Annotated in this window: 12 protein-coding genes and 2 pseudogenes; 10 read left to right on the forward strand and 4 right to left on the reverse strand. The window is 70.5% G+C overall.

Annotated elements, in window-relative coordinates; translation table 11 throughout:
- Positions 1-14 precede the first annotated feature (14 nt).
- The 3 genes from BLS56_RS02025 (at position 15) to BLS56_RS02035 (ending at position 5,043) form a co-directional block, all read left to right on the forward strand.
- Positions 15-491, forward strand: coding sequence for a hypothetical protein (locus BLS56_RS02025; protein ID WP_139190460.1), 477 nt, complete (start codon positions 15-17; stop codon positions 489-491).
- Complete coding sequence (locus BLS56_RS02030; protein ID WP_175482616.1) at positions 488-1,987, forward strand: flagellar basal body protein FliL; 1,500 nt, start codon at positions 488-490, stop codon at positions 1,985-1,987. Before BLS56_RS02025 ends, BLS56_RS02030 begins: the two co-directional genes overlap by 4 nt.
- A 254-nt stretch (positions 1,988-2,241) precedes the next feature.
- A complete protein-coding gene (locus BLS56_RS02035) occupies positions 2,242-5,043 on the forward strand; it encodes an aconitate hydratase (RefSeq protein ID WP_091447563.1) in 2,802 nt (933 codons plus the stop codon).
- A 326-nt stretch (positions 5,044-5,369) separates the two neighbouring features.
- Here the strand turns inward: BLS56_RS02035 and egtD are convergent, their stop codons facing one another.
- From egtD to egtA, 4 genes and pseudogenes are all read right to left on the reverse strand, one after another.
- Positions 5,370-6,341, reverse strand: a complete 972-nt coding sequence (gene egtD / locus BLS56_RS31990) for an L-histidine N(alpha)-methyltransferase (protein WP_228771374.1) — start codon at positions 6,339-6,341, stop codon at positions 5,370-5,372.
- 75 nt (positions 6,342-6,416) lie between these two features.
- Positions 6,417-7,121, reverse strand: a pseudogene (gene egtC, locus BLS56_RS31995) (ergothioneine biosynthesis protein EgtC); the annotation flags it as partial.
- Between the two features lie 3 nt (positions 7,122-7,124).
- Entirely contained in the window at positions 7,125-8,459 is a 1,335-nt protein-coding gene (gene egtB / locus BLS56_RS02045; RefSeq protein WP_091447568.1) for an ergothioneine biosynthesis protein EgtB, read from the reverse strand.
- Complete coding sequence (gene egtA / locus BLS56_RS02050; RefSeq protein ID WP_091448716.1) at positions 8,456-9,655, reverse strand: ergothioneine biosynthesis glutamate--cysteine ligase EgtA; 1,200 nt, start codon at positions 9,653-9,655, stop codon at positions 8,456-8,458. The genes egtB and egtA overlap by 4 nt, the downstream gene beginning before the upstream one ends.
- Positions 9,656-9,848: 193 nt before the next feature.
- Here egtA and BLS56_RS02055 point away from each other — a divergent pair, with 193 nt between their 5' ends.
- From BLS56_RS02055 to rnhA, 7 genes and pseudogenes are all read left to right on the forward strand, one after another.
- On the forward strand, positions 9,849-10,448 hold the full coding sequence (locus BLS56_RS02055) for a TetR/AcrR family transcriptional regulator (RefSeq protein ID WP_091447571.1): 600 nt from the start codon (positions 9,849-9,851) through the stop codon (positions 10,446-10,448).
- A 73-nt stretch (positions 10,449-10,521) separates the two neighbouring features.
- Positions 10,522-11,094, forward strand: a complete 573-nt coding sequence (locus BLS56_RS02060) for a TIGR03086 family metal-binding protein (RefSeq protein WP_091447573.1) — start codon at positions 10,522-10,524, stop codon at positions 11,092-11,094.
- 289 nt (positions 11,095-11,383) lie between these two features.
- A complete protein-coding gene (locus BLS56_RS02065) occupies positions 11,384-12,712 on the forward strand; it encodes a hemolysin family protein (RefSeq protein ID WP_091447575.1) in 1,329 nt (442 codons plus the stop codon).
- A 301-nt stretch (positions 12,713-13,013) separates the two neighbouring features.
- The gene (locus BLS56_RS02070; RefSeq protein WP_091447577.1) at positions 13,014-14,063 is read left to right on the forward strand and encodes a hemolysin family protein; all 1,050 of its coding nucleotides are present in this window, start codon (positions 13,014-13,016) and stop codon (positions 14,061-14,063) included.
- Positions 14,053-14,937, forward strand: coding sequence for a 3-methyladenine DNA glycosylase (locus BLS56_RS02075; protein ID WP_091447578.1), 885 nt, complete (start codon positions 14,053-14,055; stop codon positions 14,935-14,937). The genes BLS56_RS02070 and BLS56_RS02075 overlap by 11 nt, the downstream gene beginning before the upstream one ends.
- A 9-nt stretch (positions 14,938-14,946) precedes the next feature.
- A complete protein-coding gene (locus tag BLS56_RS02080) occupies positions 14,947-15,480 on the forward strand; it encodes a SecDF P1 head subdomain-containing protein (protein WP_091447581.1) in 534 nt (177 codons plus the stop codon).
- Positions 15,481-15,515: 35 nt separating this feature from the next.
- Positions 15,516-15,947, forward strand: a pseudogene (gene rnhA, locus BLS56_RS32000) (ribonuclease HI); the annotation flags it as partial.
- Positions 15,948-16,139 lie beyond the last annotated feature (192 nt).

Consider the following 16,139-nt stretch of genomic DNA (forward strand, 5'->3'; position numbering starts at 1 on the left):
GCGAGCATGGTCCGGTGCCCGCCCGAAGCTCACGACTGCGCGTCGCGGCGCCCGCAGCGGTGGCCGTGCTCGGCGTCGCGCTGACGGTCGCCGGGATGTTCCTGCCCTGGTTCCGCTCGGGGGCGGTGCTGCGCGACAGCTTCCAGGTCGTCGGTGTGATCAAGACCCTCGGCTTCCTGGAGGGCGACGTGCTGGAGCTGCTGCTCTACGCCTGGCTCGGGATCATCCCGGCGATCACGCTCAGTGTCGTCGCGTACGCCCTGGGTTGTTGCCGAATCGCCGCAACGATCGGGGTCCTCTCGGCGATAATCACCGGAACCGTTTCCGGTGGTGCGACCGTCGAACGTGGTGACGGAAACAGCCCGCTCGGCATCGCGGGCGCCGGACCGATCGTCACGTTGATCGGATCGGCGCTGGTCGTGCTGGGGGCCGTGGGCATCGTCGTAAGCGGGCGCAGGAGCGCAAGCAGGATCGCAGGAGGGGAACCGTGACCTATCCACCAGGTTCTGGCGGCCAGTGGCAGCCGAACGACCCGTATCAGCAGCAAGGTGGTCCGGGTAGCGGCCCCTTCCCGGCTCAGCCGCAGCCGGGCCAGCCCCAGCAGGGCTACCCGCAGACCGGCCCGCAGCCCACCCAGCAGTGGGGACAGCAGGCGCCGGGCCAGCCGGAATACGCCCAGCCGGAATATGCCCAGCAGGGCTATGGCCAGCAGCAGTACGGCCAGCAGCAGCAATACGGCGGCCAGGGATACGGCTACCCGATGCCGCCCGAGCAGGCGCCGTCGAAGAAGCGCAAGGGCCTGATCATCGGCACGGTCGTGGCGGTGCTGGCCGTCGCGGCGGGCGCGGGCGTGACCGTGTGGGCGCTCAACCGCGGCTCCACCCAGGCGGGCGCGGAGAGCCCGACGGCGGCGGCCACCAGCCTGGTCAACGCCATCGGCCAGGGCGACGTCGCTGGCCTGCTCACCGGGCTGGCCCCGGCGGAGCGCGACCTGATGACGGTGCTGAACTCCGAGGTCACCAAGGAGTTGCAGAACCTGAACGTCTACAAGTCCGACGTCGACCCGAACAAGATCCAGGGCTTCGAGCTCAAGGCCGAGAACCTTCAGTTCGACGAGGCGGGCGCGGAGAAGGTCAACGACCACCTGACCATCACCAAACTGGTCGGCGGCAAGGTCACAGTCAGCTCGGACACGAGCAAGCTCCCGCTGACCGAGGAGTTCGTCGACCTGGCGTTCCCGCGCGGCCTGCCCAGCGAGCGGCAGACCGAGACGGTGGACATCGCCGAGCAGGTCAAGAAGAACGGCGGCGACCCGATCCGGATCGCGACCGTCAAGGTCGACGACGAGTGGTACCCGAGCCTGTTCTACACGATCGCCGACTACGCCCTGGCCGAAGAGGACCTGGAGTGGCCGAAGCAGTCGATTCCGGCCAACGGCGCCGACTCTCCCGGCGCTGCCGTCCGCAAGCTCGCCGACGCCGCGCTGGACGCCGACCTGACCAAGGTCATCGAGGTGCTGCCGCCGGACGAGATGGCCGTGCTGCACGACGTCGGCCCGGTGCTGGTGGACATGCTCGGCAATGAGCGGCCCAGCGGCGTGAAGATCACCAAGCTGGAGACCGAGACCCAGGACGTCGAGGGCGCCACCAAGGTCCTGCTCACCGAGGTCGTGGCCGAGGCAGAGGGCGAGACGGTCCGCGTCACCAAGGACGGCGAGTGCTACGCCGCCGAGTTCCAGGGCGACCGGCAGCAGTTCTGCGCCGACGACCTCGCCAAGGAGATCGGCGGCTCGCGGATGAAGTCGGACGCGAAGAAGGCGCTGACCAACCTGGTCAAGGGCATGATGACCAACACCGGCGTGGTCACCACCCAGGTCGACGGCAAGTGGTACGTCAGCCCCATCCGGTCGGTCACCGACGTCGCGGTCACCGCGCTCAAGAGCCTCGACGCGGCCGACGTGAAGGCCCTGGTCAAGATGGCCAAGTAAGGCGCACCAGCCCCACGTGTGTCCCGCCCTCCGAGCACCTGGAGGGCGGGACACACGCGTTTTCAGGGCGCGGGCGGGCGATCCGGTACGGGGTGGATCACATTTCCGATGCGGCGTGGCGTCTTGTCGGGCTATACAGGACAAGCGTACTGTTAGACTGTGAGGCCGTTGACGCGCTCCCCAGCGGCGTGCGCGAGACTCACAGCGAGAACCTGACTTACCCGAACCGACATGCGCCGCCACTGGAGTTGGACGTGACCACACCGAGTAAGGACAGCTTCGGCGCCCGTGCCACGCTGAACGTCGGCGACGCCTCGTACGAGGTGTTCCGGCTGGACGCGGTGGAGGGTTCCGAGCGCCTGCCGTACAGCCTGAAGATCCTGCTGGAGAACCTGCTCCGCACCGAGGACGGCGCGAACATCACCGCCGACCACGTGCGCGCGCTGGCGAGCTGGGACCCGGCGGCCGAGCCGTCGACGGAGATCCAGTTCACCCCCGGCCGCGTGGTGATGCAGGACTTCACCGGCGTGCCCTGCATCGTCGACCTCGCCACCATGCGCGAGGCGGTGACCCAGCTGGGCGGCGACCCGGCGAAGGTCAACCCGCTCGCCCCGGCCGAGCTCGTCATCGACCACTCGGTCATCGCCGACATCTTCGGCCGCCCGGACGCCTTCGAGCGCAACGTCGACTTCGAGTACGAGCGCAACCGGGAGCGCTACCAGTTCCTGCGCTGGGGCCAGACCGCCTTCGACGAGTTCAAGGTCGTCCCGCCGGGCACCGGCATCGTGCACCAGGTCAACATCGAGCACCTCGCGCGCGTCGTCATGACCCGCAACGGCCAAGCTTACCCGGACACCCTGGTCGGCACCGACTCGCACACCACCATGGTCAACGGCCTGGGCGTGCTCGGCTGGGGCGTCGGCGGCATCGAGGCCGAGGCCGCGATGCTCGGCCAGCCGGTGTCGATGCTGATCCCGCGCGTCGTCGGCTTCAAGCTGCACGGCGAGCTGCCCGCGGGCGCCACCGCGACCGACCTGGTGCTGACCATCACCGAGATGCTGCGCAAGCAGGGCGTGGTCGGCAAGTTCGTGGAGTTCTACGGCTCGGGCGTGTCGGCGGTGCCGCTGGCCAACCGCGCCACCATCGGCAACATGAGCCCCGAGTTCGGCTCCACCGCCGCGATCTTCCCGGTCGACGCGGAGACCATCGACTACCTGAAGTTCACCGGCCGCTCTGCCGCGCAGGTGGCCCTGGTCGAGGCGTACGCCAAGGAGCAGGGGCTCTGGCACGACCCGTCCGTCGAGCCGGTCTTCTCCGAGACCCTGGAGCTCGACCTGGCCAGCGTCGTGCCGTCCATCGCGGGCCCGAAGCGCCCGCAGGACCGCATCGAGCTGACCGACGCCAAGAGCGCGTTCCGCGCGGCGCTGGGCAGCTACGCCACCGATGCGCCGAAGTCCGCGGTGGACGAGTCGAGCGAGGAGAGCTTCCCCGCCAGCGACTCCCCCACCTACAGCGCGGGTGGCAACGGTGACGGCGCCCCCTACGACTACCACTCGGCCGCCCGGGGAGCCAAGGGCCGCACGAGCAAGCCGACCAAGGTCACCGTGGACGGCGCCGAGTTCGAGATCGACCACGGCGCGGTCGCCATCGCCGCGATCACCTCGTGCACCAACACCTCGAACCCGTCGGTCATGATCGGCGCGGCGCTGCTGGCGAAGAAGGCCGTCGAGCGCGGCCTTGAGCGCAAGCCGTGGGTGAAGACCACCCTGGCGCCCGGGTCGAAGGTCGTCATGGACTACTACGACCGCGCGGGCCTGACCCCGTACCTGGACAAGCTGGGCTTCAACCTGGTCGGCTACGGCTGCACCACGTGCATCGGCAACTCCGGCCCGCTGCAGGAGGAGATCTCCGCCGCGGTGCAGGAATCCGACCTCGCCGTGGTGTCGGTGCTCTCGGGCAACCGCAACTTCGAGGGCCGGATCAACCCGGACATCAAGATGAACTACCTGGCGTCCCCGCCGCTGGTGGTCGCTTACGCGCTGGCCGGGTCGATGGACATCGACATCACCACCGAGCCACTGGGCATCGGGTCCGACGGGCAGCCGGTGCACCTGTCCGACATCTGGCCCACCCCGCAGGAGATCTCGGACACGATCACCGCCGCGCTGTCCGCGGAGAGCTTCGCGAGCAGCTACTCGGACGTGTTCGCCGGTGACGAGCGCTGGCAGTCGCTGCCCACCCCGACCGGCAAGACCTTCGAGTGGGACCCGGAGTCCACCTACGTCCGCAAGCCCCCGTACTTCGAGGGCATGGAGATGTCCACGACCCCGGTCACCGACATCACCGGCGCCCGTGTGCTGGCCCTGCTCGGCGACTCGGTCACCACCGACCACATCTCCCCCGCAGGCGCGATCAAGGCGGACACCCCCGCGGGCAAGTACCTGACCGAGCACGGCGTCGACCGCAAGGACTTCAACTCCTACGGCTCCCGCCGAGGCAACCACGAGGTGATGATCCGCGGCACCTTCGCGAACATCCGCCTGCGCAACCTCCTCCTGGACGACGTGCAGGGCGGCTACACCCGCGACTTCACCGCGAACGGCGAACAGGCGTTCATCTACGACGCCGCCCAGAACTACGCCGCCGCAGGCATCCCCCTGGTCGTCCTGGCGGGCAAGGAATACGGCTCCGGCTCATCCCGAGACTGGGCCGCCAAGGGCACCTCCCTGCTGGGTGTCCGCGCGGTGATCGCGGAGTCCTTCGAGCGCATCCACCGCTCCAACCTGATCGGCATGGGCGTCCTCCCCCTCCAGTTCCCCGAGGGCGAGACGGCGTCGTCCCTGGGCCTGGACGGCACGGAAACCTTCGACCTCACCGGCGTCACCACCCTCAACGAGGGCGCCACCCCCCGCACGGTCAAGGTCACCGCCACCCGCACCGACGGCTCCACTGTGGACTTCGACGCGGTCGTCCGAATCGACACCCCCGGCGAAGCCGACTACTACCGCAACGGCGGCATCATGCAGTACGTCCTGCGAAAGATGGTCAACAGCTAACCCACCATCACCACACATGAAGCGGGGGCCGTCCGGCACAGGACGGCCCCCGCTTCATGTGGAACAACGCACCCGACCCCCTGCCAACCCAGCGCGCGCCCGCCCAGTGCTCGATGGGGTAAAGTGGCTTCTTCGGGGGTGAAGGAAGATCCCTGAACTCGCCGTGGTCGTGGGGCCGAAGGCTTCCCACCCGTCTTTCCCGCGACGGGATCTTCCTTCGTAGGGGCCCCGAAGAAACCACTCCACCCCATCGAGCCAACCAACACAGCCAACCCCCACGGGGCCGCCTTCGGAAACCCCGAAGACAGCCCCGCGAACGCAACCGATCAATCAGCCCGGGACAAGGACAGCGCGAAGCGCCCCGCCTCATCAGTCCACCAGTGTTCGAGCGTGAAGCCTGCGGCGGCAAGTTCCCCGCTCACGCCATCCCGGCGGAACTTGGCGGAGATCTCAGTGCGCATCTCTTCGCCCTCAGCGAAGGCAACACCAAGCTCCAGAGCCGCGATGGTGGCCGTAAGCGCCTTCTTGGCTCGCAGCCGCATCTCAATCCACTCGTTCTCAGCGTCCCAGCACGCGACGTGCTCGAAGTCAGCGGGATCGAAGTCAGCGCCAAGCTCCCGGTTGAGAACATGCAGAACATTGCGGTTGAACTCAGCGGTGACACCAGCGGCGTCGTCGTACGCCTGAACCAGAGTGGTCTCGTCCTTCACGAGATCGGTCCCCAGCAGCAACCACTCCCCCGGTTTCAGCACCTCCCGGGTAGCAGCGAGAAATTGAGCGCGTTCCTCGGGAAGGAAATTGCCGATAGTGCCACCCAGGAACGCGACCACCCGCGCCGGTTCGCCGGGAAGCAGACCAAGGTGCTGGGTGAAGTCACCGACCACACCGGTGACCTGAACATCAGCGTATTCCGACGCCAACGCCCCAACAGCCTCGCGCAGAGCCGTCTCCGACACGTCCAGGGCGACGATCTGGGACAGGCTCCCGTTGTCGCGCAAGGCATCCAGCAGCAGCCGGGTCTTCTCCGACGAGCCGGAGCCCAGTTCGACCAGGGTGTGCGCGCCGGTCACGGTGGCGATTTCCGGGGCGCGGGCGGCCAGGATCTCGCGTTCGGCGCGGGTCGGGTAGTACTCGGGTAGGCGGGTGATCTGCTCGAAGAGGTCGCTGCCTCGGGCGTCGTAGAACCACTTGGGCGGCAGTGTCTTCGGGGAGGCGGACAGGCCTGCCCTGGCGTCGGCGGCCAGGGAGCGGGCCGCGTGGTCCTCGGGCAGGTGCACTTCCACCACGGGGTCGGTCATCGGTGTCCTTTTCGGAGTGTCGGGGTCCGGCGGCAGGGCGCGCACGCGCACGTCCGGGGCCGGGTTCAGGGTGGCGGTGACCAGGAGGCGGTCTCCGAGGGAAGTCCACTGTGGATCGTCGTCCCACGGTTCCGAGGCCAGGACGACGAAGTCGGCGCCTTCGAGCACGCTCAGCGAGTGCCACCAGGTGACCGCCGCGAGCGTCGTTCCGTCGGTGAGCAGCATGGTGAGCCGGGAGTCGGGGGCGACCGCGGCGACCGCGCGCACCACGTCGGCCAGCGCGTCCGCCGGAGCGGCGCCCGCGCGGAGCCGGTGGCGCACCAGCGCCCACAGCAGGGCGCTGTCGGTCGGCGCGTCGAGGGTCATCAAGTCGACAGTGGGCAGTTCGGCGGCCAGGCCCGCCACGCTCTCCGGCCACCCGCGCACCACGCCGTTGTGGCTGAACAGCCACCGCCCCTCGGTGAACGGCGCGCACGCGGTCTCGGTGACCGGCATCCCCACCGTCGCCGAGCGAACCGCCGCGAGGACGGCGTGGCTCGACGTCGCCGCCGCGACCGAGGCGAACGACGCGTCCGTCCACAGTGGAACCGCCCGGCGGTAGCGGGCCGGGGGCGAGACGTCGTCGGTGTACCAGCCGACGCCGAAGCCGTCGGCGTTGACCGCGCCCCCGCCGCGCATGTCGGCGGGGGCCCAACTCTGGCGCAGCAGCGCGTGCGGCCGGTCGAGGATCAGCCCGGCCAGGGGCACGGCTGGGCCGAGGTAGCCCAAGTGGCGGCACATACCTCAGCGCACCTCGGCTGGCGTCGCGTCCCGCGCGCAGCGGAACCCGGCGAAGATCTGCCGCCGGATGGGGTGGTCCCAGTTGCGGAAAGTGCCGCGCACGGCCGAGGCGTCGGTGCCGAACGAGCCGCCGCGCAGCATCTTGTAGTCGCCGCCGAAGAACACCTCCGAGTACTCCCGGTACGGGAACGCCGCGAACCCCGGATACGGCTGGAAGCCGGAGTCGACCCACTCCCAGACGTCGCCGATGAGCTGGCGCACCCCTAGCGGCGACTCGCCCTTGGGATAGGCGCCGACCGGGGCGGGCCGCAGGTGCCGCTGGCCCAGGTTGGCGTGCTCCGCCCCGGGGTCGTCGTCGCCCCAGGGGTAGCGGCGAGAGCGCCCGGTGGCCGGGTCGAACCGGGCGGCCTTCTCCCACTCCGGCTCGGTGGGCAGGCGCTTGCCCGCCCAGGCCGCGTACGCCGCCGCCTCGTGGAAGCACACGTGCACCACCGGCTCGTCCAGCGGGACCGGCTCCACGACGCCGAACCGGGTCCGCGACCAGCCGTCGCCGTCGCGGGACCAGAAGCGGGGCGCGGCCAGGTTCGCCCGCTGCCGGTGCGCCCACCCGGCCGCGCTCCACCAGCGCGGGTCGTCGTAGCCGCCCGCGTCGATGAACGCCAGGTAGTCGCCGTTGCTGACCGGCACCGTGTCGATGAAGAACGCGTCGACGTGGGTGCGGAAAGCGGGCCGCTCGTTGTCCAGCGCCCACGGCTCCGTGGAGGTGCCCATGGTGAACTCCCCGGCGGGGACCAGCACCTCGCGCCGCGCGGGCGGGGTGGCTGGCGCCGGGTCCGGGGCGTGCAGCACCGGCGCGCCGACCCGAAGCTGGTGGGTGGCCAGCATGGTCTCGTCGTGCTGCTGCTCGTGCTGGACGATCATGCCGAACGCGAAGCCCTGCTCGACCAGCCTGCGGCCCTCCAGCGGGCTGCGGTCGAGCACGTCGAACACCTTGTCCCGGACCTCGCGCACGTAGGCGCGGGCCTCGGCGGGCGGCAGCAGCGGCAGCGCGGGCCGGTTCGCGCGGGGATGCTGGAACGCGTCGTACAGCTCATCGATGTCGCCGCGAACCGGCTCGCGCCCGCCGACGTCGCGCACCAGCCACAACTCCTCCTGGTTGCCGATGTGCGCCAGGTCCCACACCAGCGGCGACATCAGCTTGGAGTGCTGGCGGACCAGGTCGTCGTCGTCCACCGCGTCGGTGAGCGCGTCGCTGCGCTCCCGGGAGCGGCGCAACTGCTCGGCGACCCGCGCACGCACTTGCTCCGGCCCCAAGAGCCGGTCCTCGGTGCTGGTCACGACTTCCTCCCATTCGTCGTGGTCTTCGCGATGAGCCGCGTCAGGTGGTCGGTGACGGCGGCGTGCGATTGCGGTGGCAGCCCCAGCCGTGCCACGGCCGGGACCCCCAGGTCGAGCACCCGCCGGGCGGCGAGCGCGATGGGCGCGTCGGCGAGGCCGAGGCGCGCCGCGTCGAGCCACCGGTCGGCGACCGGGGCGCAGACCTCGACCACCGCGTCGACCGTGCCCGGCTCGGCCATGAGCCCGGCGAGCAGTGCGGTCGGGGTGATCCAGTCCATGCCGTCCTGGGCGTCGAGGTAGCGCACCTCGAAGTAGCCGTGCGGGCGGACGGGCGGGAACAGCGTGGAGATGTGGTAGTCGAGGTCGTCGAGGGTGGGCGGCTGGGGCAGCGCCCCGGCGATCCAGTCGGCGAAGGTGACCCCGGCGGGGGCGTCCCACGGGCCGTGCGGTCTTCGCACGCACAGCAATGGGGTGTCGAGCACGTGTCTGGCCCAGGTCAGCGCCGGATCGTCGGTGATCGGGACCGGGCGGGCGCGGGACGGGTCGATGCCCAGGACCGTCCGGGTGCGCTGCGAGGCCCAGCCCGGCCGCGGCGAGTTGGCGAACAGCGCCACCAGAACCGGGCCGAGCGAGTTGACCGCGGCCCACCTGGCCACGACGTCGCCCCGCTCCCCCACGTCGACGCACACCTGGAGCCCGGCGGTGGCGCACATCATCGTGATGCCGTCCAGGCCGATGGGGGCGAACGCGCGCTCCATCGCGGCGTAGCGCGGGGTGTCCAGCACGCGGCGCGGCGCGCGGTGCGGGTCGATGCCCTGGGTGCCCAGGACGAGCCCGGAGCGGGCCAGCAGGTCGGTGAGGTAGCGCTGGTCGGTGGCAACGGCGTCGATCAAGGAGCCGACCGCGGGCGCTGGGAGAGAGGAGATTTCCACCTGGCCGCCGGGCTCAAGGGTGAGTGGGGAGCCGGACGGGAGGGGCAGGTGCGGACTGTCTGGGCGCAGTGTGCGCGGGGTGTGGGGACCGAGCGCGGCGGCGATGTGGTCGGGGTCGAGGGGCCGCCGGGGATCGTCACGGTGGTGGACGGTCCATTCCAACTCGACGCCGAGCAGTTCCGGCGGGCCGTGCTTGAAGCACACCGAGGCGACATAGGCCTCGGCCTCCACCCTGGCCCGCAAACGTCTGCGGTCCGGTTCCATCGTTTCCGACTCGAACAGGGCAGTCACCGCGGAGTACCCCTTCCCATGCCGGTTCATGGCCTCGAATCGACGCTACACGCGGGTACCGACAGCCGCACCAGAGTGAATCGGCGGCCGCCCGCCACCGGGGGGAGTGATAACCAATACGTACGTACGGATTGCTTCCCGCGATGCCTGCTGCGACTATCGTCGGGTGCCACGGGTAAGCCAGGACCATCTTGACGCGCGCAGACGCCAGATCCTCGACGGCGCGCGGTCTTGTTTCGCACGTCACGGCTACGAGGGCGCGACCGTGCGCCGGTTGGAAGAGGCTACCGGATTGTCCCGGGGGGCGATCTTCCACCACTTCCGCGACAAGGAGTCGCTGTTTCTCGCCCTGGCCGAGGACGACGTGCTGCGGATGACCGAGGTGGTCGCCGAGCAGGGTCTCGTCCAGGTGATGCGCGACCTGCTGTCGACCCCGGCGGGCAGCGGCGGGGAGACGCTGAACCCGGCCGACTGGCTGGGCACGCGGCTGGAGGTCTCGCGCAGGCTGCGCACCGACCCGGAGTTCCGCGCCCGCTGGGCCGAGCGCTCCGAGCAGCTCACCATCGCCACCCGCGAGCGGCTGCTGCGCCAGCGCGAGGCCGGGAACCTGCGCGACGACGTGGACGTGGACGTCCTGACCGGATTCCTGGAACTGGTGCTCGAAGGGCTCGTCTCGCACCTGGCCATGGGCCTGCCCGCCGACGACATGGACCCGGTGCTGGACCTGGTCGAGGAGACCGTCCGCCGCCACCGCCGCACGCACTAGCGGGTTCGCGCCACCGGCCGGAAACCCCGGTGTTCCAGTGGCCGCGCGCCCGCGGTTTTGCTGGACTGGGGCCATGGAACCGCGAGAGGCCTACACGCGCGCCCACGACGTCTTCGACCGGGCCGTGCACCAGGTCGGGCAGGCGTGGGACGCGCCGACACCGTGTCCGAAGTGGACAACGCGGGACCTGGTCAACCACTTGGTGTCCGAGCAGCTCTGGGTGCCGCACACCGTCGCGGGCGAGACCGTCGAGCAGGTCGGCGACCGCTACGACGGCGACGTCCTGGGACCCGACCCGGCCGCGGCGTGGGTCTCGGCGTCGGCCGCGGCGCAGCGCGCCTGGCGGGACGTGCCCGACGAGCGCCCGGTGCACCTGAGCTACGCCACCGTCCCGGCGAGCGAGTACCGCTGGCAGTTGACCCTCGACCTCAGCGCCCACGGCTGGGACCTGGCCAAGGCGGCAGGCGCGGCCCCCGACCTCGGCGACGCCCTGGCCACCGCCCTGCTCGACGAGTTCACCGACCAGATCCCGCTGTGGCGCGGCACGTTGTTCGCCGACGAGGTGGAGGTGCCTGCCGACGCCGACCCGCAGACCCGGCTGGTGGCCCTGCTCGGCCGCGACCCGGACTGGGCCCCGCCCGCCTGACCCGCTGGGACGAACCGGACACCCGCGACGGTTAGTCCGCATTGTCCGATTGCGCTTTCCTTGCCCCCGCCCACATCAGACGGCTCACCCGGGTCGGTGTGCGGCGTGGCACGCCCCGCATCCGGTCCCAGGTGAGCTCGGCTCCCTCTAGACTGGGCCGGTTCGAGGACGTCCACCGGAGTTCGAGGAGCACACCGTCCGTGCGCAAGGCGCAGTCCCCGGGGCGCAGTAGCGGGCCGGGAGAGAGTCCCGGCGACCATATCGGCCCGGAAACCGAGCGGGGTGCTCGGTGACCGGTCCCCTGCTCAGCCTTCTCGGCCTGCTGGCCGTGATCGCGCTGACCCTCGGCACGGCGCTGTTCGTCGCCGCCGAGTTCTCCCTGACCACTTTGGAACGCAGCCAGGTCGACCACCACGCCGAGCAGGTGGGCGACCGGCGGGCGCTGGCGATCCAGCGGGCGCACCGGACGCTGTCGTTCCAGCTTTCCGGCGCCCAGCTCGGCATCACCATCACCACCCTGATCACCGGCTACATCGCCGAGCCCGCCCTGGCCAACCTGATCGAGCCCGTGCTGGGCTGGACCGGGCTGCCCTCGGGCGCGGCGGGCGTGGTCGCGCTGGTGATCGCGCTGCTGGTGGCCACCTCGCTGTCGATGGTCTTCGGCGAACTGGTGCCGAAGAACCTGGCGATCGCCCGGCCGCTGCCGACCGCGCGCGCCGTGGCCGGGCCCCAGGCGGTGTTCTCCCGGGTGTTCCGCTGGCTGATCCACGCCCTCAACGGCTCGGCGAACTGGACCGTGCGCAGGCTGGGCGTCGAACCGCAGGAAGAACTGCGCTCGGCCCGCTCGCCGCAGGAGCTAGGCAGCCTGGTGCGCTCAAGCGAGGCGCTGGGCACCCTCGACAAGGGCACCGCGAACCTGCTCAGCCGGTCACTGCGCTTCGGCGACCGCACGGCCGAGGACCTGATGACCCCGAGGGTGCAGGTGCAGGCGCTGCGCGCGGACGCGACCGTGGCGGACCTGGTGGCCCTGGCTCGGGCCAGCGGGCACTCGCGGTTCCCCGTGCACGGGGGCGATCTTGACGAGGTGCGCGGGGTGGTGCACGTGAAACAGGTGTTCAACGTACCCGCCGGGATGCGGGCCACGACTCGGGTCTCGTCGCTGGTGCGGCCGGTGCCGACGGTGCCGGAGACGCTGGACGGGGACGTGCTGCTGGAGCGGCTGCGTGGGTCAGGGCTACAGGTGGCGGTGGTGGTGGACGAGTACGGCGGCACCGCTGGGCTGGTCACGCTGGAGGACTTGATCGAGGAGATCGTGGGGGACGTCCGCGACGAACACGATCGTGAGGTCAATCCGGTGCGGCCGTTGGGGCGGGACAGTTGGATGGTGTCCGGGCTGCTGCGGGGGGATGAGCTTGCCGAGGCCACCGGTTTTCGGATGCCTGACGGGGAGTACGAGACGGTGGCCGGGCTGGTGCTGACTCAGTTGGGGCGGATTCCTGAGGTGAATGACGAGATCCGGGTTGATGGGTGGCGGGTCACTGTCATGCGGATGGACCGGCATCGGGTTGCCGAGTTGCGGGTTGCTCGGGTTCCTGCTTGGCAGGAGGCTGTCCGGTGAGCTGTGGGACTCGGTTTTCGGGGACTTGGGTGGGGGTTTGCTCGATGGGGGCTTCTGCGGGGGCTGGCTCTCGGGGGTTGGCTCGATGGGGTGGCGCGGCCTGGCGGACAGGTCCTGTTTCGGTCCTCTCGCCGCCCCGCAGCCCCCACCGCAAAGCCCACCCTCCCTGGGGGACCGTCCCTGATCCATCCTATCGTCGCAGGTCAGCGCGGGGAAGAGAGCGCGCCGGGGCTGTGGATAACTTGCGATCATGGGTGGGGGCTCAGTGGGCACCTGGTGTGTCCGGGGCGGGGGTGTCTCGGTGAGTGATTTCCTTGCTCTGGTCGCCACTGTGCTGTTGTTGTTGGGGAACGCGTTCTTTGTTGGGGCGGAGTTCGCTGTTATCACGGCTCGGCGGGATCGGTTGGAGGCGTTGGCTCGGGAGGGGAAGGGGCGGGCTGTTGTCGCGATTGAGGCGGGGCGGCAACTGCCGTTGTTGATCGCGGGGGCGCAACTGGGGATCACCGTGTGCTCGCTGGGGTTGGGGGCGCTTGCCGAGCCGGTGATCGCGAGTTTGCTGGAGCAGCCGCTTGGCGGGCTTGGTCTGCCGGGCGCTGTGGTGCATGGGGTGGCGTTCGCGATCGCGCTCGGGGTTGTGGTGACGCTGCATACGGTGGTTGGGGAGATGGTGCCGAAGAACCTGGCTATCGCGGGGCCCGAGGGAGCGGCGATGGCGTTGGTTCCGGTTCATTTCGCGTTTTGCCGGTTGGTGCGGCCGTTGTTGGGGTTGTTCACCACCGTATCCACCGCTGTGCTGCGGCTGTTTCACGTCACACCCAAGGACGAGCTGGAAAGCGCGTACACGCCGGATGAATTGGCGACGTTGATCGCCGAGTCGCGGCGGGAGGGGTTGCTCGACGACTCCGAGCACCGGCGGCTGGCCAATACGCTCTCGTCCGCTGAGCGGACGGTTGCCGAGGTGGTGGTGCCGTTGAAGAAGCTCAAGACCGTGCCGCATCCGCCTACCGTGGGGGATGTCGAGGCCGCGGTGGGTGAGACCGGGTTCTCGCGGTTCCCGGTGCGGATGCCTGATGGGTCGCTCAACGGGTATGTGCACGTCAAGGATGTGCTTGACCAGGTTGACGGGGACCCCCGGGCCCGGGTGCCGTGGTCGCGGGTGCGGGGGCTGCCGGAGTTGCCCGCCGACTCCCGGCTCGATGAGGCGCTGGCCGCGTTGCGGCGGGCGCAGAGCCACCTCGCCAAGGCCGTGTCGGCTGACCGTACGGTGCTGGGAGTGGTGGCGCTGGAAGACCTGGTGGAGGAGTACGTGGGCACGGTGCGCGACGGGACGCACATCGGCGATGGGGCTTGAGGTTCTGGGCGAGGCCGAGTGGCATGTGCGGCGGGACGCGCATGGCAGGCGGGTGCGGGTGTGGACCGGACCGCACCAGGCTCGGCGGTCGCGGGGGGAGAAGCATCCGGTTCTCGACTTCCTGTTCACCTACTACAGCCACCGGCCCGCGCACCTGGAGCGGTGGCACCCGGGGGCGGGGGTGGCGCTGGCGGGGCCGTCCGCGCGCGAGTACCTGAAGTGGAAGGCCTACACCGAGACTGAGGACGGGGTGACCGTCGACGTCGCGGGGATGCCCGAGGCGCGGCGGCGCACGGCGGCGTTCGTGCGCGACCTGCTGGCGGCCACCGCGGCGCGGGCGCCTCGGCTGGGGTGTTTCGGGCTGCACGAGTGGGCGATGGTCTACCGGCTGAGCGAGGACGAGATCCGGCACGCTGACTGGCCGCTGCGGCTTGGGCAGGCGGGCACGGACGCGGTGGTGGAGTCGCAGACCATCAAGTGCAGCCACTTCGACGCGTTCCGGTTCTTCACCGAGCCCGCGCGGCCGCTGAACACGCTGCGGCCCACCCGGGAGGGGCAGATCGCGCTGGAGCAGCCGGGGTGTCTGCACGCGACCATGGACCTGTTCAAGCACGCCTACAAGCTCGACCCGTACACGCCGTCCGAGCTGGTCGCCGACTGCTTCGCGCTGGCGGTGGACGTGCGGGCGCTGGACATGCGCGCCAGCCCGTACGACCTCAGCGCCCTGGGGTACGCGCCGGTGCCGATCGAGACCGAGCGGGGGCGGGCGGAGTACGTGCGCGCCCAGTCGGAGTTCGCGCGGCGGGCGGAGCCGCTGCGGGCGGCGCTGATCGGGGTGTGCGAGTCGCTGCTGGCGGGGACGCCTGCCTCCTAGGATCGCGTCATGCAGCGAAACCCCCTTGCCCGCGCCCTGGTCACGGTGTTCCTGGTCGTGCTGGCCGGATGCTCCGGGCAGACCAGTGGCGACAGCGCGCCCGGCGATGCGCCCGGGTTGGGCAGCGGGCCCGTCCAGGCCCGGGTCGCGGTCGAGTTACGCCCGGTCCTGTCGGTGGCCGAGCCCGAGCCGGGCGTCTCCACGGCGCCGAAGCCGGACGTGCTGGTCGGCCCGGACGGCGCGGTCTACACGCTCGCCCCGTCCATCGGCGACTTCACCCGCTTGGAGAACGTGGTCGCCGAGGACATGCGGGAGAACGGCGGCGGGTGGGTCGTGACCATCCGGCTGCCATCCGACAGCGCGCGGGTCTTCGCCGACTGGACCTCCGCGCACGTGGACGAGCGGCTCGCGATCGTCGTGGGTGACAAGCTCATCTCGGCGCCGACGATCATGTCGCCGATCACCGGCGGGACGGTGCAGATCGCGGGCGACTTCACCGAGCAGGAGGCCAAGCGGCTGGCCGAGGACATCACCGGCGAGTAGGGAGACGGCTTGTGGCTGGGGAGAACCCGGGCGTCGTGGAGATCTACACCGACGGCGCGTGCGTGCCCAACCCCGGTCCCGGCGGCTGGGGCGCTGTGCTGCGCTACGGCGGCCACGAGCGGGAACTCAGCGGCGGCGAGGTGGAGCGGACCACCAACAACCGGATGGAGCTGATGGCCCCGATCCAGGCGCTGGAGACGCTCACCCGCCCGGCGCGGGTGGACGTCTACACCGACAGCACCTACGTCCGCGGCGGCATCACCGGCTGGGTGACGAAGTGGAAGGCGAACGGCTGGCTCACCAGCGAGAAGAAGCCGGTCGCCAACGTGGACCTGTGGCAGCGCCTGGCCGCGGCCGCGGCCCGGCACGAGGTCGAGTGGCACTGGGTGAAGGGCCACAGCGGCCACCCCGAGAACGAGCGCGCCGACCGGCTCGCCCTAGCGGGGATGCACGCCGCGCTGCGGACGGCGGGCATCGAGCCGCCACCGGAGCGGCAGGCGGTTCGACCGCCCCGGTCGTTCACTCAGCCGAGTGACAGCGGCATGGCAGGTGACAGTGGACAGTGCCGTGCGACCACCCGGCAGGGAAGGCGGTGTGCCGTCTCGGCGCGCCCGTCGGGCCTCTGCCATGTCCACGACCATGAGGTCCAGTGCGGCGCG

Source organism: Actinokineospora iranica, from assembly GCF_900101685.1.
In the GTDB taxonomy this organism is placed as follows: domain Bacteria; phylum Actinomycetota; class Actinomycetes; order Mycobacteriales; family Pseudonocardiaceae; genus Actinokineospora; species Actinokineospora iranica.